The organism is Numidum massiliense, assembly GCF_001375555.1.
Classification (GTDB): Bacteria; Bacillota; Bacilli; order Thermoactinomycetales; family Novibacillaceae; genus Numidum; species Numidum massiliense.
Window position 1 is genome coordinate 1,663,963 of sequence record NZ_CTDZ01000009.1, and the last position, 21,011, is coordinate 1,684,973.

The window sequence follows — 21,011 nt, forward strand, 5'->3', positions numbered from 1 at the left end:
TCCCGTTTCCGAGTGTCAGCTGTGCGGTGCGTAACTGCAGCGTTACTGCTGTCGTTAGGCCTCTCCTGTAAGTGCCTGCCCGATGCGTTCGTACACGGCGCGCGGATCGTCGGCGTGCGTAATCGACCGCCCGATGACGAGGTAATCCGCACCGCGGCGCACCGCTTCCTGTGGGCTCATGACGCGCTTCTGATCGCCGTGGGCGTGTTCCGGTAGACGGATGCCCGGAGTGACCGCGAGAAAGTCTTCGCGTGCCCCTCGCTTCAGTTGTTCGACTTCCCAACCAGAACAGACGACGCCGTTCAAACCAGCCCCTTGCGCTAACTCGGCGTAGTGGCTGACACTTTGCGCGACTGTGCCCGCAATGCCAATCTGTTCATTCAACACGTGTTCATTCGTACTCGTTAACTGGGTGACGCCGATAACTTTAGTCGCCTGTTTTTCTGTTTGAATGTCGCGAACGCCAGCGACGGCAGCGCGTAACATTTCCGTCCCTCCGGCAATGTGTACGGTTGTGAGGTCGACGTTTAGCCGCGCGAGTGACTGTGCCGCAAGGTACACCGTTTGCGGAATGTCGTGTAACTTCAAATCGAGAAATACCGGATAGCCGTGTGCTTTTAATTTGTGTACAAATGATGGGCCAGCAGCGTAAAACAACTGCATGCCAACTTTTACGAAGGGCTTGTTGTCGCCAAACTTCGCCAGTAACTGCTCGGCCGCCCGCTCGTCTGGCACGTCGAGGGCTACGATAATGCGTCGATCTTTGTGTGTCTCGTTTACTGTCACTTTTTCCACCCCGCTCCTGTTAATTCGGCAATGCGTTCTACGTGCAACTTGTCGAGTAACGGCGGTAACGCAGCGATAATTTCTGGACAAATGTACGGGTTCGTAAAATTGGCGGTGCCGACTGCGATTGCCGATGCACCGGCGAGGAAAAATTCAATCACATCTTCCGCCGACGTAATGCCCCCCATGCCGATGATCGGCAAATCGACGGCCTGGCTCACATCCCAAATCATCCGAAGCGCCACTGGTTTAATCGCCGGACCGGACAGACCCCCCCGTTCATTCGCCAGAATCGGACGCCGCGTGTTTAAGTCGAGACGCATGCCGAGCAACGTGTTAACCATGCTTAGTCCATCGGCACCCGCAGCGGCGACGGCGCGGGCGACGGCGACGATATCGGCAGCGTGCGGCGTCAATTTGACGAACACGGGCACGCGACTGACACGTTTGACAGCTTGTGTCACTTCGGCAGCTAATTGCGGATCGGCCCCGAAAGCCACCCCGCCACAGGCGACGTTCGGACAGGAGATGTTTAGCTCCAAGGCCGCGACGTGCGGACTCGCGCTCACTTGCGCGGCTACTTGTTCGTAATCTTCCACCGTATTGCCAGCAATATTGGCAAAGATCGGTACTCCAAACTGATCGAGCCACGGGAGTTCAGTCGCACATACTTCGTCGACGCCCGGGTTTTGCAACCCGATCGCATTGAGCATACCTGCCGGCGTTTCTGCCACCCGCGGCGTCGGATTGCCGCGGCGCGGCTCAGGTGTGGTCGCCTTGATCGCGATCGCGCCTAACTGGCGCAGATCGTAAAACTGACTGTACTCTCGCCCGAACCCAAAACAGCCGGATGCGGGCATGACCGGATTGTTTAACGTTAGCGAACCGAGACGTACCTCGAGACGTTCACTCACAAAACCACCTCCCGAAACGGAAAAACAGGGCCGTCACTACAAATTTTCACTTGCGTTAGTTGGGTCTCTCGCTCACAAAGCCGGGGCTCTTGCGTGCGCAGTTGGCAGACGCAAGCAAGACAAGCGCCTACGCCGCACCCCATCCGCTCTTCGAGCGAGACGTATCCGTCGAGCGCTGTCTTCGCAAACAACTGTTGTAACGCGCGTAGCATCGGCAAGGGCCCGCAGGCGTAAAACACATCCCACGGATACGGGCTCTCGATCAAGTCTGTGACGCGGCCGCGCGTGCCGAGGGTGCCGTCGTCTGTCGCGACGGCAACCGACCCAAACGCCCGAAATTCGTCGACGTAAAACGCAGCTTCGCGTGAGGCAAAACCGAGGATACTGTCGACGACTGCGCCGCGCGCATGTAAGTCGCGCGCCAACCCGTACAGCGGCGGCACACCGACTCCCCCTCCGACGAGAAGCGCCCGTTTAACCGTCGGCGCCGCCGTCAGTGGAAAGCCGTTGCCGAGCGGTCCGAGCACGTCTAGTGTGTCGCCGCGGCGACGGGAAGCTAGCCACGTCGTCCCTTTTCCAGCGGCGCGGTAAATGAGTGTAACTGTCTGTTCACGGGCGTCCTGTACAGCTATACTGATCGGTCGGCGCAGCGTGAGTTCCCATCCACTACCGCATCGAATGTGGTAGAACTGTCCCGGAGCTTGCCCGTGTGCCACCTCAGGGTCGTGGCAGTCGATTTGGTAAATGTCGCTTGCGATGCGCCTATTTTGTAATACGGTGAGCTCTTTTTTCACCATCTTTGTGGCCATCTTTGTGACACCCTTCCTTTTTGCCGTTACTCTTTTCTTCGCGTGAGTTTAGCGCGCTAGTGGCTCGGCCGTAAACGTCACTTCCTCTAACGTGATGAGCAGCCCCGCTAACGTGTCGAGCGAGGTTAAACACGGCACGCCGTTTTCGACCGCGCCGCGCCGAATGCGGAAGCCGTCCCGCTGTGGCTCGCGCCCGCGCGTCCACGTATTGACGACCATATCGACCGCGCCTTGACGAATAAGCTGTAAAATGTCTTCCGCGCCTTCACTTAATTTCGCAACGGTCTCCACCGGAAGGCCGTGGTTGCGTAAAAACTGCGCGGTACCGACAGTCGCTACCAAACGGTAGCCGAGTCGCCCGAGCCGCTTGACGAGTGGGAGGACATCCTGCTTGTCCTTGTCCGCGACGGTGACGAGTACCGTCCCTTCGCGTGGCACGGTGAGGCCAGCTGAGGCGAAACCTTTATACAGCGCCCGCGGAAACGTTGCATCTCGGCCCATCACTTCACCCGTCGATTTCATTTCCGGACCTAACGTTACCTCGACGTCTGACAGTTTGGCAAACGAGAACACAGGAACCTTAACAGCAACTATCTCCCCTTCCGGCCACAACCCAGGCGCTAAGCCGAGCGTGGACAGTGTGTCACCTAACATGATGTTCGTCGCTAAGCGCGCCAGCGGAAGTCCCGTCACTTTACTCAAAAAAGGCACTGTCCGCGAAGCGCGCGGATTGACCTCGATCACGTACAGCTCGTCCTCGTAACTGACAAACTGGATGTTCAGCAGGCCGCGCACGTCTAACGCCCGGGCAATGCGCGTCGTTACTGCAACGACTTCTTCTTTTTCCTGATCACTAAGCGATTGCGTGGGATAGACGGCAATCGAGTCGCCGGAATGCACGCCCGCCCGTTCGAGGTGCTCCATGATGCCGGGAACGAGAACGTTTTCTCCGTCGCACAAGGCGTCGACTTCAATTTCTTTCCCCCGTACATAGCGGTCGATTAAGACAGGTTGGTCCGGATTGACCGCAACTGCTTCTTGCAAATACGTGGCGAGTTCGTCGTCACTGTACACGATTTGCATCGCCCGTCCACCGAGCACGTACGACGGGCGTACGAGCACCGGAAAACCTAGCGTATTCGCCCGGCTATGTGCCTCTTGTACCGAATTCACGGTCACCCCGCGCGGGCGGCGAATGTGTAACCCGGCGAGTAATTCCTCAAATTGTTCGCGGTCTTCTGCCCGGCTGATATTCGCCATCGTCGTCCCTAAAATCGGGATTCCGAGGCAGTCGAGTTCTCGCGCCAAGTTAAGCGATGTTTGTCCCCCGAATTGGACGACGACGCCGAGTGGCTGCTCGTGGTTGACGACGGCGAGCACGTCTTCGATGTCCAGCGGCTCAAAGTAGAGTCGGTCGGAAATGTCAAAGTCTGTAGATACTGTTTCCGGGTTGTTGTTAATGATGACCGCTTCGTATCCGGCCTCGCGTATCGCTTGCACCGCGTGTACCGTCGCATAGTCAAATTCGATCCCTTGTCCGATGCGAATCGGCCCGCTACCGAGGACGATGACAGGCGGCTTTCCGTCTCTCCGGCCCTCTGCTAGCACGCCTTCCGCAGCCGAGCCTCCGACGTTCGCTTCCACTGTCACACCGACCGCTTCTGCCATCGCGCTGTCTACTGCCTCCGTCACGCGATCCGTTCCCGTCGCGCTGTCAACTTCCGCTTTTATACCGTCCGCCTTCGCCATCGCGCCATCCGCTGCCGACTCCCGCTCCGCAGCAAACGTGCGGTATAAGTACGGACTTTGTACCCCAAAGCGGTTTAAGCACGTGTCAACCTGCTTAAACGTCGGACGGATGCGCCATTTGCAAGACAACGCACGTACCTCATCAATTGTACACCCTTGGAAAGCAGCAATCGTCGCATCGCTGAATCCCATGCTTTTTGCTTCCATGAGTAATTCCCGCTGTAGCGGTCTCTCTGTCAACCGCTGCTCGAGTGCGACGAGCCGCGCTAGCTCCCCCAGGAAAAAGTGGTCAATCGCCGTGAGGGCGTGAAGGTGCTCGACCGTGTAGCCGCGCCGCAACGCTTCCGTCAAGGCAAACAGCCGCATGTCATGTGCCTCGCACACGCGCTCTTCGAGCGCCGCACCGTCTAACGCCGCATATGCTGGCAATTGCAAGCCACTCACCTCCAGTTCGAGGGAGCGAACCGCTTTTTGCAACGATTCAGCAAATGTCGCCCCGAGTGCCATCACTTCTCCTGTCGCCTTCATTTGCGTCCCTAAACGACGCTCTGCAGCCGGAAACTTATCAAACGGCCAGCGCGGGATTTTCGTGACGACGTAGTCGAGCTCGGGTTCAAACAGTGCCGCCTTTTGCCCTGCGACTGGGCGTACGATTTCCGCGAGCGTGTAGCCGAGAGCGATTAAAGAGGAAACTTTCGCAATCGGATAACCAGTCGCTTTCGAAGCGAGCGCGCTCGAACGGCTGACGCGCGGATTCACTTCTATGACGTAATAGTTGCCGTCGTTCGGGTCAAACGCGTACTGCACATTGCAGCCACCTTCGATTTGCAATTTGCGAATGATGGCAAACGACGCTTCTTTAAGCCGCGCGAGGTCGTCCGCAGCTAGCGTGAGCGCCGGGGCGACGACGATGCTGTCGCCGGTGTGCACGCCGACCGGATCGACGTTTTCCATGTGACACACCGCGACACAGTTGTCGTCCCGGTCGCGGATGACTTCAAACTCGATTTCCTTATATCCGGCGACACTTTGTTCGACGAGCGCCTGACCAATTGGACTGTACGTCAGCGCTCCTTCCATAATTTCTAGGAGCTCATCCTCTGAATCAGCGATACCACCGCCTGTGCCGCCGAGCGTAAACGCCGGTCGTACGATGACTGGATAGCCGCTCTTTGCGGCAAACTGCACCGCTTCTTCCGCCGTGTGCACAATGGCGCTCTCCGGGATCGGCTGGCCGATGTCGAGCATGAGCGAGCGGAACCGTTCGCGGTCTTCTGCCCCTTGAATGGCGTCGAGGTCCGTCCCTAACAAGCGGACACCTTCCCGCTTAAGCACACCGCTTTCCGCTAATTCGACCGCGAGGTTGAGCGCCGTCTGCCCCCCGAGAGTCGGCAAAATGCCGTCCGGGCGTTCTTTGCGAATGATGTGGGCGAGAAATTGCGTCGTCAGCGGTTCGACGTAGACGCGGTCGGCCGTATCCGGATCGGTCATAATCGTTGCCGGGTTGCTATTCGCCAGCACCACTTCGACCCCCGCCTGCTTCAATGCCCGACACGCTTGTGTCCCGGCATAGTCAAATTCTGCGGCTTGTCCGATCACGATCGGTCCTGAGCCGATGACGAGCACTTTCTTAATATGAGGAAATTTTGGCACTCAAACCTCTCCTTTACGTTGTTCGTGTTGTCGTGACGTTTTTAGAAGCGCCGCGTCGTAGACGATCTCTCCGTCCACCATCGTCCATACCGGCCACCCTTGCAGTTCCCAATCGGCAAACGGGGTGTTTTCGCTTTTGCTGTAAAACGTGCTAGCATCGACGCGGGCACATCTTTTTAAGTCGACGAGTGTCAAATCGGCAACGGCTCCTACGCGCACGTGCCCCCCTGGGAGGCCAAACCGTTCAGCCGGAATCGTACTCATGCGCTGCACGAGTTGTTCTAGCGCCAGTACACCCGTCTTGACGAGGCGGGTATACAGGAGCGGAAACGCCGTTTCCAGCCCGACGATCCCGAACGGCGCCTGCCGGAAGCCACGCGCTTTTTCCGCTGTTTCGTGCGGCGCGTGATCGGTCGCGATCATGTCGATCGTCCCGTCCAACAGTGCAGCGATCAAGGCGGCGCGATCTTCCGCGGCACGCAGTGGCGGATTCATTTTGTAACGCGCGTCGTCGCCAGGAATGTCCGCTTCCGTCAACACGAGATGGTGCGGTGTCACTTCGGCAGTAATGTGCACACCGTACTGCTTGGCGGCGCGAATTGCCGCTACTGAGGCCGCGCTACTGACGTGGCACACGTGATAATGTACCCCCGTCCGCGCAGCGAGGACAGCGTCGCGCGCGACGTGAGCGGCTTCCGCTTCCCCGGGGATAGCCGGCAGATTCAGTCGCTTCGCTACCTCGCCGTCGTGTACGACGCCGTCTCCGGCGAGAGAATTGTCCTCGCAGTGTGCGACGAGCGGCAATCCTGTAGCCCGTGCCTGTTCCATTGCTTGCATCATTTTTTGCGCCGATTGCACCCCGACGCCGTCGTCCGTGAGCGCGAAGGCGCCCGCCCGTTTGAGCCCACCGCAGTCAGTTAGCGCCTCCCCCGCGAGACCGTGCGTAATCGCTGCGTAAAAGAGCACCTTCACGACGGCATCACGATCCGCTTGCTCCACCTGTTCACGAATTTTTTGTGGCGTATCCGTCACTGGCGACGTGTTCGGCATCGCGGCAATCGTCGTAAAACCGCCGCGCGCCGCCGCCCGACTACCGCTGGCGATCGTTTCTTTCGCTGTAAATCCTGGCTCGCGCAAATGGACGTGTACGTCGATCAATCCCGGGAGTAACGTCAGTCCTTCCGCAGCGACGAATTCTGTCCCGCGTACGTCTAATCGGTTGCCGATCGCCGCAATGACGCCGTTTTGTACGTGCACATCGACACGCCGCCACTTGCCCTCTAAATAACAGTTAGCTTGCTTGATGAGAACGTCCACGAACAACTTCCCCTTTCTCCACGCCTGATTTATTCGTCTCACTCATCCCACTCGTCCCGCTCATCCTACTCATATCACTTATCCCACCCATGACACTCATCCCACTCGTGTCACTTATCGATTCACTTGCGCCATTCCTTGTACCGTCATCTACTACAGTCCCATACAGGACGTACTCGAGCACCGCCATCCGTACAAACACCCCATTTTGCACTTGTGACGCAATGCGCGAACGCGGGTGTTCGACTACCGCCCCATCGATCTCAATGCCGCGATTAACTGGACCGGGGTGCATCACGATCGCCTGTGGCTGTAGTAACTCCATGCGCCGCTCCGTCAAACCGTACTGCCACATATAGTCGTCTAACTCCCACTTTAGTTCACTCTCTAGCCGCTCGCGTTGAATGCGCAGCATCATGACGACATCCGCTTCGCGCAGTGCGCGCTCAAACGGCACGTAAGGGGCAAGCCGTTCTAACCGTTTATCGCGAAACACATCCGGCCCGCTGACGACCGGTCGTGCGCCGAGGCGCTTGAGCCCGTACACGTTGGAGCGGGCGACGCGGCTATGGCGAATGTCGCCGACGATGGCCACAGTGAGCCCCTCTAGACTGCCAAACGTTTGCCGCATCGTCAGCCAGTCGAGTAACGCTTGTGTCGGATGGGCACACGTTCCATTCCCCGCATTCACTAACCGCATGTGCAACTTGCCGCGCAACGCGTCAAACACGTCATTGTGTTGGTGGCGGATGACCGCCGTATCGACTCCCATCGCCTCAAGTGTCCGCAAGGTGTCCCACAAACTTTCCCCTTTAGTTACACTGGAAACATCCGCGTCAAAGTAGAGCACATCCATGCCGAGACGCTTCGCCGCCAGTTCGAACGAACAGCGCGTACGCGTACTCGGTTCGTAAAAGAGCTGCACCATCACTTTTCCTTTTAGACGATCACTGTACGCCCCTAGCGGTGCCCGAGCCATTTGGTCGGCCCGCTCTAAAATGGCGTTAATCGCCTCAGTAGACAATTCGTCAACCGTCAGTAAAGATGTCGATTGCACAAGCGTTCCCTCCCGTAAAAAAAACTCCCTGCGCAAGGCCGCAAGGAGCTAGGCGGTCGGACAGACCGCATACAGACACGCCTTGCCGGCCTCACGGAACCAGTTTAAAGACGACTTCATTTCGTTATTATTTGGATTGACCTTTAGCATCGTTAAGTTGACAATTTGTGTCCGTTTAGCCTACGTTTAGCAACGGTAAATGGACGATTAGTTTCAGCTTTGCCCACGTTTAGCAACGGTAACTAGACGATGCGTTTCGGCTTTGCCCACGTCTCCTTCGCTATTGTGAGCGATAAGCTACGGTTACGATGCTTGGCTCGACGCCGAACGCGGTTGTGCGTCCAACCCATCGGCCGCCTCCGCTTCCGTTCTACCAGGCAACAGCAAGTTGAGGGCTACCCCGATAAACGTCGCCAGCGACATGCCTTCGATTTCGAGGTGAATGCCGACAAACTTTAGAGCGGCACCGCCAATGCCGATGACGAGAATAACTGAGGCGATGATCAGGTTGCGCTTCTCCGTAAAATCGACCCCGTTTTCCACTAACATGCGCAAGCCGGACGAAGCGATAATTCCGAACAGCAAGATCGACACCCCGCCCATGACCGCTGTCGGTACCGTCGCGATGAGTGCTTCTAATTTGCCGACGAAGGCAAACGTCATTGCGAACACGGCTGCTCCGCCGATGACGTATACACTAAACACGCGGGAAATCGCCATGACGCCGATGTTTTCCCCGTACGTCGTATTTGGCGGTCCACCGAGGCACGAAGCGATCATCGTTGCGACGCCGTCGCCCATAAGCGAGCGGTGTAACCCAGGGTCTTTGGCCAAGTCGCGTCGCATAATGCCGCTTGTCACCATTAAATGGCCGACGTGTTCGGCGAGCGTAACGAGCGCGACGGGAACGATGACGAGCGCGGCTGTCCATGATACTTGCGGCGTCGTGAGCTGCGGCAGGACAAACCAGTTCGCCTCTTTAACAGGGGTAAAGTCGACAATGCCAGCGAACAGGGCGACGATGTAGCCGCCGACAATCCCGATTAAAATCGGAATAATACCGAGAAACCCGCGGAAAAACATATTAGCGATAATGGCGATCGCTAACGTCGCTAACGCCACGACGAAATGTTTTAACGAGTAGTGTTTGAGCGTCACCGTACCGGCTTTGTCGTCGATACTTTGAACGGTCGCACCGTCTGCCGTCAACGCGTGGAATTGTTCAATCGTCTCTGGCTTATCGACAACTGTTTGTGTCGTGCTTGCCATATCTACGGCTGTGCCGGCGAGGGCCAATCCGATGACAGCGACGATGGAACCGATGACGACTGGCGGGAATATTTTTTGCAGCCAGTTGACGCCGAAGCGGTATACGAATACAGCGACGGTCCCGTAGACGATTCCGGCGAGCAACCCGCCAAACAGCGCCGCCCCCATCCCTTGACTTTGTGAAACGGTAATGAACGGAACGATAAAGGCAAATGACGAGCCGAGGTACGCAGGAATTTTACCGCGCGTAATGACGAGATAAGCGAGCGTTCCGATCCCGCTCGTCAGCAGTGCCACAGAGACACTCATACCGGTAAGTAGCGGCACGAGAATCGTCGCCCCGAACATCGCGAATAAGTGCTGAATACTTAAAGCTGCCCATTTGAACAGGGGCGGACGCTCATGGACGTCTAACACAACGTGTGTTTGTTTCATGTCGTTCTCCTCCTCAAAAATTAAGTGAAAACAGTGTACAAAAAAAACCTCTTCGGCCGAGGCCAAGAGGTTTTTTTGCTTGCTTTGCGCAAAGCGGTGCGTTTTTAGCGTACGCACGGTGTCCGTGCGGTGCGGCACTGCACTTACTAGTTATAAGTACAGCAGGGCGCACAGCCACAGCGCGTAACAGCTCTCGCAGAACCTCTTGCCAGCCTCACGGGACTGAGTTAAAGAGGGATAAAGTTTTTTACATCGCTAAATGTATAATTAACGCTTTTGTTTAATTACCGTTTTTGTTTACTTACCGTTTAATGACGACTTCGTCCGTCCCTTCGATTTCTTGCACGGCAACTTTAATGACCTCCGTCTTCGCTGTCGGGACATTTTTGCCGATGTAATCGGCGCGAATCGGTAGTTCGCGGTGTCCGCGGTCGACGAGGACCGCTAACTGAACCGTGCGCGGCCGCCCGAGGTCGATGAGCGCATCCATCGCCGCGCGCACCGTCCGTCCAGTAAACAACACATCGTCGACGAGTATGACGTGCTTTCCCGTGACGGGAACGGGAATATCATTCCCTTTTACGACCGGGTCTGCCGTTTTTTCACTCAAGTCGTCACGGTACAGCGTAATGTCCAGCTGACCCACTGGAACATCTTGCCCTTCGATGTCGCTAATGCGCGCCGCTAGTCGCTCAGAGAGCGGCACCCCACGCGTCTTAATCCCGACTAACACACAATCGGTGATTCCTTTGTTTTTTTCTACGATTTCGTGGGCAATCCGTGTCAACGCCCGCCGCATCGCCGCTTCATCGAGAATGACATTTTTCTTTTGCAACGTTAGCCCTCCTCGCCTTCCTACGTACAAAAAAAGAGCCCCGCCCACGTGTAGGCAAGGCACTCCCTTCTTGCAGAGCCCTATCCGTCTTACCCTTGCCAGTCTCACGGGACTGTCCTTAAAAGGTCTTATACAGTTGCTTTTCGTATTATGACCGATATGTCGTGCAATGTCAACCCCTTGGGCAAAAAAATGAGACCTGTTTTTTTGCCCCACAAATTTTTCATATCCGAAGCGCACGCTGGCAACCCGTTCACAACGCCTTTTTTTGGGCTTCATTTCATTCCGCGTTCCTTATAAAACCTTTCCGCGCCGGGATGGAGCGGGATCGGCAAAAAGTCCTTCGCCCCGGTCATTGTAAGGTTGCGCGTGACGACGTGCGCATTTTGGATGACGGCCATTTTACTAAAAAATGTCTTCGTCAACTGATAAACCGTCTCTTCGTCTAGCTCGCGACTAGCGACGAGCACGTTCATAATCGCCACGGTCGGAACGTCACTTTCATTTCTATACGTATGCGCCGGAATAAAACCTTGGATATAGTAAGGATGCTCTTTTTGCAACTCGATCATTGCCGAACCAGTCAGTGGCACGACATAAATATCTTCCGTAAGTAACGAATCAACTATTTCCGAATTCGGGAGCCCAGAAATGACGAATGCCGCATCGACCGTGCCGTTTTTTAAGCCGTCTACTGCTTCCGCGTAAGGAAGGAACTCCGCCTCAAAATCGTCGTACGCAAGCCCGAAGGCCGCCAACACTTCGCGCGCATTTTGTTCGACGACACTGTTTAGCGCCCCAACGGCCACTTTTTTTCCGGCGAGGTCGGAAACTTGCCCGATTCCCGTATCACTCGTCGTCACGAGCTGCACGTAATTTGGATAGAGCGCGGCAATCGCTTGAAAGCGATCCATTTTTTTAGTAAAAGGCGCGGCGCCCTCGTAGGCGCGCACCGCTGCGTCGCTGCCAATGAGCGCCAATTGCGCGTGGCCTTGTGCGAGTAGATGAATATTTTCCACCGACGACGCCGTCGCTTGAACCGACGCTGTCACGCCTAACGCTTGTTCATACAACTTCCCTAACGCATCGCCGACTGCATAGTAGACGCCCGATTGACCGCCTGATGCAATCGTAATCGACAGCGCGTCTTTTGCTTGCTTTTCAAGGATTGAGACGACACCTGTCCCCCTATTATTAAAAATCGGTTTAGAACTTGCATCCTGTTTCTCGCGTTTTTTTTCGCCGTCGCCGCCTATACCCGTTCCCGTCCCCATCGTACACGCCGACACGAGTAGCAAACTAAGAAGACCACAAAGCAGAGCCGCCCCGTACCTTCGCACCCCTCTTCCCCCTCAACCGTCCAGTTTCTGTTTACTATCGTATGCATACGGCCTAAGGGATAGAAGCAAGCAACCGTTACCTCAACCGCGCGACGCTGCGCGAAGTTTAGCCAAAGTATCTTCCATATCTTGCGGCACCGGAGCGTGAAACTGTAGCTGTTCGCCGCTCCGGGGGTGAACGAAACCTAACGTCGCCGCGTGCAGTGCTTGTCCACTTATACGGTCGCCTACAATCGTGCGCTTGCGCGACCCGTATTTCGGATCGCCGAGGAGCGGGTGACCGATGTACGCCATATGAACGCGAATTTGGTGCGTCCGCCCTGTCTCTAAGCGGCAAACGACAAATGTAAAGTCAGGAAAGTATTCGATAACGTTAAAATGGGTCACCGCCCTTTTACCATTATTATGCACAACAGCCATTTCTTTCCTATTCTTCGGATGGCGTCCGATCGGCGCATCAATCGTCCCTTTCGCGTGACCGATTTTGCCGTGTACGATCGCCATATATTCGCGTTTCACCGTATGCGCCGCTAACTGCTGCGCCAGCGATTCGTGAGCCGCGTCCGTCTTTGCGACCATTAGTAATCCGGACGTATCTTTATCGATGCGGTGGACGATCCCCGGGCGCAGGTCGCCGTTTATCCCCGATAAGTGGTCACAGTGTGCGAGTAACGCGTTCACTAACGTACCGGCGACATTCCCGGGTGCCGGGTGCACGACCATCCCGCGCGGCTTGTTCACGATGAGCACATCGTCGTCTTCGTACACAATGTCGAGCGGAACCGCCTCCGGCTCAATCGTGTGTGTCACAGGTGCAGGCACGTGCAAACAGATCTTTTCCCCCGCTTGCAACCGATAGTTTGCTTTAACCGCGCGCCCACCGCTCGTCACCCGCTCCTCTTCGATCCACCTTTGCACGACGGCACGCGACCACTCCCCTTGCCGCGCCACATATTTATCGACTCGTTCGCCAGCGGCAGCCTCATCGACGCACCAGCAAACCGTTCCTTCTTCGTTCACGATTAGTTACTCATCCTCAAAACGGTATTTTTCCGTAACTTGCGTTTGCCTCGAAAAAAGCGTAAACCACAATAAAATTATTACCCCGACCACGATTGCAGAATCAGCAACGTTAAAAATCGGGAAATTAATCATGCGAAAATCTAAAAAGTCGACGACTTCCCCCTGCAAGAGACGGTCGATGAAGTTTCCAATCGCCCCGCCCAACACGAGCGCTAAGGAAACAAGCATCCCTTTTTGTTCTCTTATTTGCGTCATATACCACAAAATCCCGATGATGACGACGACCGTTACGACGATAAAAAACCAACGGGCATCTTGGAGAATGCCGAACGCTGCCCCCGCGTTACGGTGCGACGTAATGTGGAATACTCCGTCGATCACCGGAATCGTGTCGTACAAATTCATCGCTTTCACAATAACGAGCTTCGTCAACTGGTCACACCCGACAACAATGAGTGCCAACAATAAATAAACAAACAAACCCGTCCCTCCCAGAATGCACCAACCTTAAATATTTTTTTTCCGTTAAGCTGTTTAAAATTGTAGCACAGCACCGTAGCGGGAACAACTTCCCATCTTCATCTTCACGTCTTTACCTTCCAAAGCACTCTTTTCTACATCTTCGCTCGTCAGTAACGACATAGAGCAGCGCTAGGTGAGTAGCGCTGGTAAGTAGCGCGAGGTGAGTAGCGCGAAGCGCTAATAGGACGTGACACCTCACGCTTTTATGCCTTAATAACGTTCGCCTTCACCCTCGTCCCGCTCCGCCTCCTCCTCTGCCTGTAACCTTCTATACGCGTCGTTGCGCGTCAATTCAATCGAGCCGTCCTCGTTGTGTTCACCGATAAAATCGGCTACAGCAATGTTTTCAATATCTTCGACTGCGCCGCGCCGCTCGTCTGGCTCGTTCCCTAACTCGTTGTAACTCCTGCCTTCGCGGTAAAAGTCAGGCGGGTTCGACGTCCCGTACTGCTCGACCGCTTGCCACGCATCTTCTGCGTCAAACTCGGTTTCACGGTCATCGCCGTCATAATTGTACTTGCCAAAGGTTGGTGTTAACACTTCTTCCTCGATCGGCCGCCGGAACGACTGTTCATCGTCGAGTTGATGATCCACGCAAAATTTGGCCGTCGGGTTGGCCTGTAGCCGCGCAGGCGAAATCTCCCGCCCACACGTTACACAGACGCCGTACGTTCCGTCCTCCATGCGCTTAAGCGCCGCCGTTACATCTTCGAGGCGGTGTTCGTCTAATTCGTTCAAGGCGATGTCTTTACCTCGTTCAAACATTTCCGAACCTAAGTCTGCGGGGTGGTTGTCGTATCCAGCTAATTCCCCGACCGAATCGTTCATCCCCGTCTTTAACCCGTAATGGACGGTCTGGTCGAGTCGCGTTTCAATGGCCGCACGCTCTTCCGTTAATTGTTGTCGCAACTGGGCAAGTTGTTCGCTATTCACACGCTAACGTCCTTTCACAAGTAGTTGCACAATGTCTTCTCGTACAGTTGAACAATGTGCTTAGCTGTTCGTAACTTGCCCTTTTCTACGCCCTTTCACTCAAAAAAATATCGCCTCTTCCCTCATGCACGAGCGGGAGGGAGGAGGCGACAGTATACTGCTATGCGAACAACTATACGAATAGCTATGCGTCTTCTCCGGCAACGACGTCGGCATAATGGTTGCGCACTGTCGTCGCACAGCGGTGGCACAAGTCGAGGTACGCGTCGTCTTTGCCTACCTCAGGTGAGATGACCCAGCAACGTTCACACTTCTCGCCTTCAGCTTGCGCCACTTTGACGTGCAAACCGTCGTAAGCGAGTGCTTCTGCGGAAGGATTGGCGCCCGGTTCGTGCAGTGTCACTGCGGAAACGATCAGAAATTGGTCGAGGCGGTCGACCCCTTTAAGCAGTTCGTACGTCTCTACCTCGGGGAACAGCTCCACCGCAGCGCCGAGGGAGTTGCCGATCAGCTTTGCCTTGCGCGCTTCTTCTAACGCTTTTAACACGTCGTCGCGCACGGCTGTCAACCGATCCCACTTTTGTTCCAGTGCGGCATCGGTCAGTTGCTCGTCCGGCTGCGGCATGTCTGTTAACTGTACGCTTACGACGTCTGCACCCGGGACGTAGCGCCACACTTCGTCAGCCGTATGCGCGAGGATTGGCGCAATGAGGCGCACGAGGGCATTTAGCAGCTCGTACAACACCGTCTGCGTCGCGCGACGACTTTTCGCCTCGCTGTACTCCGTATACAGGCGGTCCTTGCGAATGTCGAAGTAAAACTGAGACAAGAACACGGCACAAAAGTTGTGCACGTGATGGTAAACGGCGTGAAACTCGTAACCGTCGTACGCTGCGTTCACTCGTTTCACGAGCTGCTGCAACTTGGAGAGGACGTATCGTTCCAACTCTTCCATCTCACCGTGCGCCACGCCATCCCGTTTCGGATCAAAGTCGGCCAAGTTACCGAGCAAGAAACGCATTGTATTGCGGATTTTGCGGTACACTTCGGCAATTTGTTTCAAGATGCTGTCAGAAATGCGCACGTCGGCCGTATAGTCGACGGACGACACCCACAGGCGCAAAATGTCGGCGCCGAGCTGCTTCGTAATGTCTTGTGGTGCAACCGTATTGCCGAGCGACTTCGACATCTTGCGTCCTTCCCCGTCGAGCGTAAACCCATGACTGAGCACTTGTTCATACGGCGCTTGCCCGAACGCAGCGACCGCCGTCGACAGCGACGAATTAAACCAGCCCCGATACTGGTCCGAACCTTCCAAGTACATGTCTGCCGGCCACTTCAGCTCCTCGCGCTGCCGCAGCACAGCCACGTGACTCGATCCCGAATCGAACCAGACGTCCATCGTATCCGTCTCTTTGCGGAATTCATCGTGCCCGCAGGCGGTACACGTCGCCCCGTGTGGCAACAGTTCAGCTTCCGTTTTGTCATACCACGCGTCAGATCCTTCTGCCGCAAACAGGTTCGCAATTTGATCGATCGTCTCATCTGTAATTAACTCGTGCCCACACTTTTTACAGTAAAAAATTGGTAGCGGCACACCCCACACCCGTTGCCGCGAAATACACCAGTCGCCGCGGTCGGCAACCATGTTGTGCAGGCGCACTTCTCCCCATTTTGGGTGCCACTTGACCGCCTTAATTTGTTCCAACATCTCCTCGCGAAAACCGTCGATCGACGCAAACCACTGTTCCGTCGCCCGGTAAATGACGGGCTGCTTACTCCGCCAGTCATGCGGATATTGATGTGTAATGAATGACAGTTTGAATAGGTGACCGCCTTCGTCCAGCTTTTCCGTCACGACTTTGTTCGCTTTATCGTAAAACAAGCCTGTAAACCCGGGGGCTTCCTCTGTAAAGACGCCGCGTTCATCCACTGGGCACAACACGCCGAGGTCGTATTTAATGCCAAGTTCAAAGTCTTCTTCCCCGTGGCCTGGCGCTGTGTGCACGCAGCCAGTACCGGCATCTAACGTCACGTGGTCACCGAAGACGAGCGGGCTCATCCGGTCGTAAAACGGGTGGCGGCAGACGACTCCGTCGAGCTCGCTCCCTTTCCACGTCTTCACGATGTCATACGAAGCGATGTCCGCTTCCTTCATCACGTCGTCGACGAGCGCTTCCGCGAGTAGGAGATACTCCTCCCCGACCTTCACGAGGGCGTAAGTGAAGTCTTCTTTGAGCGCAACCGCTAAGTTAGCCGGAATCGTCCAGGGCGTCGTCGTCCAAATGAGGACGAACGCATTCGCTTCCGGAACAACCCCGTTGCCGTCCGCGACGGGAAACTTGACGTAAAGCGACGGCGACCGTTTATCGTAATATTCAATCTCCGCCTCTGCTAACGCCGTTTCCGACGACGGCGACCAGTAGACCGATTTTTTGCCGCGGTAAATGAATCCTTTTTTGGCCATATCGCCAAAAACGCGAATTTGCGCCGCCTCAAACGCTGGCTTTAGCGTAATGTACGGATTTTTCCAGTCGCCGCGGACGCCGAGCCGTTTAAACTGTTCCCGCTGTTTATCGATATACTTTTGAGCATACTCGGCACACTTGGCACGAAACTCATTGACCGGTACGCGCTTGCGGTCGATCTTTCCTTTTTTGACGACGGCGTGTTCAATCGGTAACCCGTGCGTGTCCCAGCCTGGCACGTACGGTGCGTCATACCCTTGCATCGTCTTAAAGCGGACGATCATATCTTTTATAATTTTGTTGAGCGCGTGCCCGATGTGAATGTCGCCGTTAGCATAAGGCGGGCCGTCGTGCAACACGAATTTCGGCTTCCCTTGTTGCCTCGCTTGCACTTGGGCATAAATGTCGATGTCGTCCCACCATTTTTGCATCTCCGGTTCTTTGTTCGGCAAATTGCCGCGCATCGGAAATTTTGTCTTCGGTAAGTTGACCGTCTTTCCGTAATCCATGAAACGTACCACTCCTGTCTTCACTGTCTTTTTAACGCAAATAACCCCTTCTGCCCTAGGGGCGAGAAGGGGTCCCGCGGTACCACCCTAATTGTTCGTCACCTGTCGCGATCCATTACACACGTTGCATACGTTGTACGTCGGAGCCGCTCTGTGTGCATTATCCGCAGCGCAACTCGTACGTACACTGTGCGTCGTGCGTCCAATCCGCCGTGCAGCAGGCGAACGAACACTCAAACCTTTGTTAACGCGAAGTCGATCGCGGTTTACCCTACTAATGACAACGTCCGTTCAGGCAACAACTTGCAGGTGATGTTCACACAGCCGTTAACCGCCGGGCTCCCACCGTCCCCGACTCGCTTTAAGTTAACCTCTCTGGTTACTGTCCCGCGCATCGTTTTTTTCATATGAACACGTATGATTATCTCTTAACTATACTGAAAACGCGTTTCCGCGTCAACAGTTTATACGCCTAGGCACAGTTTTTCCTCTACACATGCATCGTAAACTTCCGCTAATAAACTTCTTCTTTTACCTGTTCGATTTCTTCTTCGATTTCCTTTAAGGCGTCCCAATCGCTTTTTTCCAACATATCCAACTGTGCCTCGACTAAACTTCTCAATCGAGAACGATAAATTGCAGCACGGCGCTTTAAGTCGTCCATCTCCATATACACTTTACGCACTTTTGTCAGCGCTTCGTTAATGATGCGATCCGCATTTTTTTCCGCTTCCTTGACGAGGAGCTGCGATTCTTTCCGCGCGTTACTTTTTACTTCTTCCGCCGTTTCTTGCGCAACCAAAATCGACTTACTCAAGCTCTCTTCGATATTCGAGAAACGGCTCAACTTTTCCTTTGCATCTTTATTTTCCCGCTCAAGTTTCTTATTTTCCTTGAGCAGAAGCTCGTATTCTTTTGAAATCTGACCTAAAAACTCGTTAACCTCTTCTTCGCTGTACCCGCGGAGCTTGCGGTTAAATTCCTTATTATTTATATCCATCGGTGTAAGTGACACGGGATGACACCTCCATTAATATGGCAAATGCTGTTAATAACTCTGCGATAGTCAAACATTCGACAGTAGAAAGCGGAAATCCTGCTCCAAAAGAAAAATAATGTCGAACGAACAGGAAAAGTTTTTTTGCCTACACATTTTTCACGTCGTAAAAGGATTTAATGCGGCTTGTGCAACGTTAAACGCAAGCGACCCCGTTTCGTCGTCCCATCTACGCTCGCGACGAGCACGCGACCGTAGCCGCGCAGCGAAAGCATGTCCCCCGGCTCTACAGGTGCCGCTGCGTTTTCTTCGACTTTCCAATTGAGCTTACACTTACCCGTACGGATCAGCGACACCGTTTTGCTGCGGGAAAGTGGAAATGCGGCACTGAGCACGCTGTCCAACCGCGCCGACGCCACGGTTACCGACTGCTCCAGCCACTTGTGTTCGGGCACTCGGAGGGCCGAACGTCCGATAGCGGTAACGGCGACGTGCACGCGGTGCACGTGCTTTAAGTGGAGCTCGATAAATGACCCCATCTCGCGCGTCGTCACGAGATCACATCCGCCTTCCGTCACGAGCAAGTCGCCGATTGTGTCCCGCTTAATCCCCAAGTGGAGCAGTGCCCCTAGGTAATCTTTATGCGCAAGGCGCTGAAACTTCGACGCCCCCGTAACGCGCAAAAAACTGAGCGCCATCTCACTCTCATCCGGTTGCCAGTAGCTCGGCACTAAGAGGCATCGCGTGTATTCGGCCCCGTCGTACCCGCCGTCGAAGCCTAGCACGACCTCGCTCCCGGCTGGTACGAACGCCTGTAAAATGTAGCGTTCGCGCGGGTTTAAAAACTGTGTCAACACGGGTTGATGGTAGGTTGTCGCGCGTTCAATCCAGTCGAGTGCCCGTTCAATGAACGGCTGCTCATCGGCTCTAAAATGCTGCATGGCATTGTCTGTATGTGTGTGCGTCATTAGAAAGCGCCCACGATCCAACCTAGAACAGTGAAAAAGCCACTCTCTACAAATCGAAGGGCAAACAGGGCGACGATCGGCGAAATGTCGATCATGCCTCCGATCGGGGGTATGAAGCGAAAGAGCGCGAGATACGGTTCGACGAGTCGCCCAATCGCCAAGCCGACCGGTGTTTCGCGCACATTACCGAGCCACGACATGAGCACCCACGCGATTATTAAAAAGTAATAGACGCGAAACGCCATCGCGAAAAAACTAAACAGCCAAGTTAATTCCACTCCATCACCTCAAGTTTTTGTCTGCATCGTCTTGCACTTCCGAAATGGAGCCTTGTACTTCCACATTATCTGGCGTACACAAAAAGATATGCGAGCCTATCTTTTGAATGTTACCGTTGACTGCGTAAATCGTGCCGCTCAAAAAGTCAAGCACCCGCGTCGCTTGCTCGGTGGGCATACGCTGCAAGTTAACGACAATCGCCCGACGATTGCGCAAGTGATCGGCAAACTCTTGTACTTCGTCGTATGAACGCGGTTCGACGAGCACGAGGCGGACGTTTTTTTTCGTGTGTAACGAAACGACGTTACTTCCGGATTGTCGCCCTTTTTCCGGCGTTTTTTCTTCCCCGTCCTGCTCGCGCACCTCGTACACTTCCTCCTCTTCTTGCAAACCAAATATACCCATCAGACGATTAAAAACTCCCATCGCAGCCCCACCTCACACAAATGTTATCGTTCCCGGCCGACTAACGAAGAACCTACGCGCACCATCGTCGCGCCTTCTTCGACCGCGACCTCGTAATCGTTAGACATGCCCATCGACAACTCCAACTGTTTTTCCGATGCACCTCTATATGTGTCCAATTTATCGCGCAACGCGCGTAACTCGCGAAAAATCGGGCGAACCTCCTCACTATTGGGTACATGTGGCGCCATCGTCATTAACCCAGCGACGGTAAGGTGCGGCAACGCCGCCACTTCACGGGAAAATTCGACCACTTCATCCGGCGACAGACCGAATTTGCTCTCTTCGCCCGCGACATTAACTTGAAGGAGTGCGCGCACAGTCACTTCCTTTTGCGCGGCTCGCTTACTTATTTCCTGCGCCAACGAAAAGCGATCCAACGAATGGATATATGTAAAGCGTCCGACGACGTCTTTTACTTTATTGCGCTGTAAGTGCCCGATAAAATGCCACGTGCCCCTATTCCCGAGCGCTTCCCACTTCGGAACTGCTTCTTGTGCGCGACTTTCGCCGATGTGGCCCACCCCGAGGTCGAGAACAGCTTCTGTCGTTTCGATGCCGACATATTTGGTGACGGCGATCACGCCTACTTCATCGGGACTCCGCCCGCTCCGCTTACACGCCTGCTGAATGTTAGCTGTCACGGCGCGGTAGTTTTGTTCCAGTGTTTCTTTGTTCACGTC

At 54.8% G+C, this 21,011-nt stretch carries 18 protein-coding genes; all 18 read right to left on the minus strand.

Annotation, left to right across the window (positions count from 1 at the left end; genetic code table 11):
- Nucleotides 1–54 precede the first annotated feature (54 nt).
- Nucleotides 55–786 (minus strand): orotidine-5'-phosphate decarboxylase, encoded by a 732-nt coding sequence (gene pyrF / locus BN1247_RS08275; protein ID WP_054951569.1) that lies wholly within the window; start codon nucleotides 784–786, stop codon nucleotides 55–57.
- Nucleotides 783–1,700: a dihydroorotate dehydrogenase gene (locus BN1247_RS08280; protein WP_074011095.1), complete on the minus strand. Its 918-nt coding sequence runs from the start codon at nucleotides 1,698–1,700 to the stop codon at nucleotides 783–785. Before BN1247_RS08280 ends, pyrF begins: the two co-directional genes overlap by 4 nt.
- Entirely contained in the window at nucleotides 1,697–2,509 is an 813-nt protein-coding gene (locus tag BN1247_RS08285; RefSeq protein ID WP_231633205.1) for a dihydroorotate dehydrogenase electron transfer subunit, read from the minus strand. The genes BN1247_RS08280 and BN1247_RS08285 overlap by 4 nt, the downstream gene beginning before the upstream one ends.
- Nucleotides 2,510–2,557: 48 nt before the next feature.
- The gene (carB, locus tag BN1247_RS08290) at nucleotides 2,558–5,911 is read right to left on the minus strand and encodes a carbamoyl-phosphate synthase large subunit (protein ID WP_054949963.1); all 3,354 of its coding nucleotides are present in this window, start codon (nucleotides 5,909–5,911) and stop codon (nucleotides 2,558–2,560) included.
- Nucleotides 5,912–7,228, minus strand: a complete 1,317-nt coding sequence (locus BN1247_RS08295) for a dihydroorotase (protein WP_054949964.1) — start codon at nucleotides 7,226–7,228, stop codon at nucleotides 5,912–5,914. It abuts the gene before it with no gap.
- Entirely contained in the window at nucleotides 7,203–8,285 is a 1,083-nt protein-coding gene (locus BN1247_RS08300) for an aspartate carbamoyltransferase catalytic subunit (protein ID WP_074011096.1), read from the minus strand. Before BN1247_RS08300 ends, BN1247_RS08295 begins: the two co-directional genes overlap by 26 nt.
- A 303-nt stretch (nucleotides 8,286–8,588) precedes the next feature.
- Nucleotides 8,589–9,989, minus strand: coding sequence for a uracil permease (gene uraA, locus BN1247_RS08305; RefSeq protein ID WP_054951572.1), 1,401 nt, complete (start codon nucleotides 9,987–9,989; stop codon nucleotides 8,589–8,591).
- A 301-nt stretch (nucleotides 9,990–10,290) separates the two neighbouring features.
- Nucleotides 10,291–10,824 carry a bifunctional pyr operon transcriptional regulator/uracil phosphoribosyltransferase PyrR gene (gene pyrR, locus BN1247_RS18155; RefSeq protein WP_074011097.1) on the minus strand — a complete coding sequence of 178 codons (534 nt, stop codon included), beginning with the start codon at nucleotides 10,822–10,824 and terminating at the stop codon, nucleotides 10,291–10,293.
- 275 nt (nucleotides 10,825–11,099) lie between these two features.
- On the minus strand, nucleotides 11,100–12,164 hold the full coding sequence (locus tag BN1247_RS08315; protein ID WP_054949965.1) for a TAXI family TRAP transporter solute-binding subunit: 1,065 nt from the start codon (nucleotides 12,162–12,164) through the stop codon (nucleotides 11,100–11,102).
- Between the two features lie 81 nt (nucleotides 12,165–12,245).
- Nucleotides 12,246–13,184, minus strand: a complete 939-nt coding sequence (locus BN1247_RS08320; RefSeq protein ID WP_054949966.1) for an RluA family pseudouridine synthase — start codon at nucleotides 13,182–13,184, stop codon at nucleotides 12,246–12,248.
- Nucleotides 13,185–13,190: 6 nt separating this feature from the next.
- The gene (gene lspA, locus BN1247_RS08325) at nucleotides 13,191–13,667 is read right to left on the minus strand and encodes a signal peptidase II (RefSeq protein WP_054949967.1); all 477 of its coding nucleotides are present in this window, start codon (nucleotides 13,665–13,667) and stop codon (nucleotides 13,191–13,193) included.
- 252 nt (nucleotides 13,668–13,919) lie between these two features.
- On the minus strand, nucleotides 13,920–14,642 hold the full coding sequence (locus BN1247_RS08330; protein WP_054949968.1) for a TraR/DksA C4-type zinc finger protein: 723 nt from the start codon (nucleotides 14,640–14,642) through the stop codon (nucleotides 13,920–13,922).
- A 184-nt stretch (nucleotides 14,643–14,826) separates the two neighbouring features.
- Entirely contained in the window at nucleotides 14,827–17,619 is a 2,793-nt protein-coding gene (gene ileS / locus BN1247_RS08335) for an isoleucine--tRNA ligase (RefSeq protein WP_054949969.1), read from the minus strand.
- Between the two features lie 514 nt (nucleotides 17,620–18,133).
- Nucleotides 18,134–18,634, minus strand: a complete 501-nt coding sequence (locus BN1247_RS08340; RefSeq protein WP_054949970.1) for a DivIVA domain-containing protein — start codon at nucleotides 18,632–18,634, stop codon at nucleotides 18,134–18,136.
- Between the two features lie 158 nt (nucleotides 18,635–18,792).
- Nucleotides 18,793–19,584, minus strand: a complete 792-nt coding sequence (locus tag BN1247_RS08345; RefSeq protein ID WP_054949971.1) for a YlmH family RNA-binding protein — start codon at nucleotides 19,582–19,584, stop codon at nucleotides 18,793–18,795.
- Nucleotides 19,584–19,862 carry a YggT family protein gene (locus tag BN1247_RS08350; RefSeq protein WP_390622038.1) on the minus strand — a complete coding sequence of 93 codons (279 nt, stop codon included), beginning with the start codon at nucleotides 19,860–19,862 and terminating at the stop codon, nucleotides 19,584–19,586. The genes BN1247_RS08345 and BN1247_RS08350 overlap by 1 nt, the downstream gene beginning before the upstream one ends.
- A gap of 4 nt (nucleotides 19,863–19,866) precedes the next feature.
- Nucleotides 19,867–20,289: a cell division protein SepF gene (locus tag BN1247_RS08355; protein WP_054949972.1), complete on the minus strand. Its 423-nt coding sequence runs from the start codon at nucleotides 20,287–20,289 to the stop codon at nucleotides 19,867–19,869.
- Between the two features lie 23 nt (nucleotides 20,290–20,312).
- The gene (locus BN1247_RS08360; protein WP_054949973.1) at nucleotides 20,313–21,008 is read right to left on the minus strand and encodes a YggS family pyridoxal phosphate-dependent enzyme; all 696 of its coding nucleotides are present in this window, start codon (nucleotides 21,006–21,008) and stop codon (nucleotides 20,313–20,315) included.
- Nucleotides 21,009–21,011 lie beyond the last annotated feature (3 nt).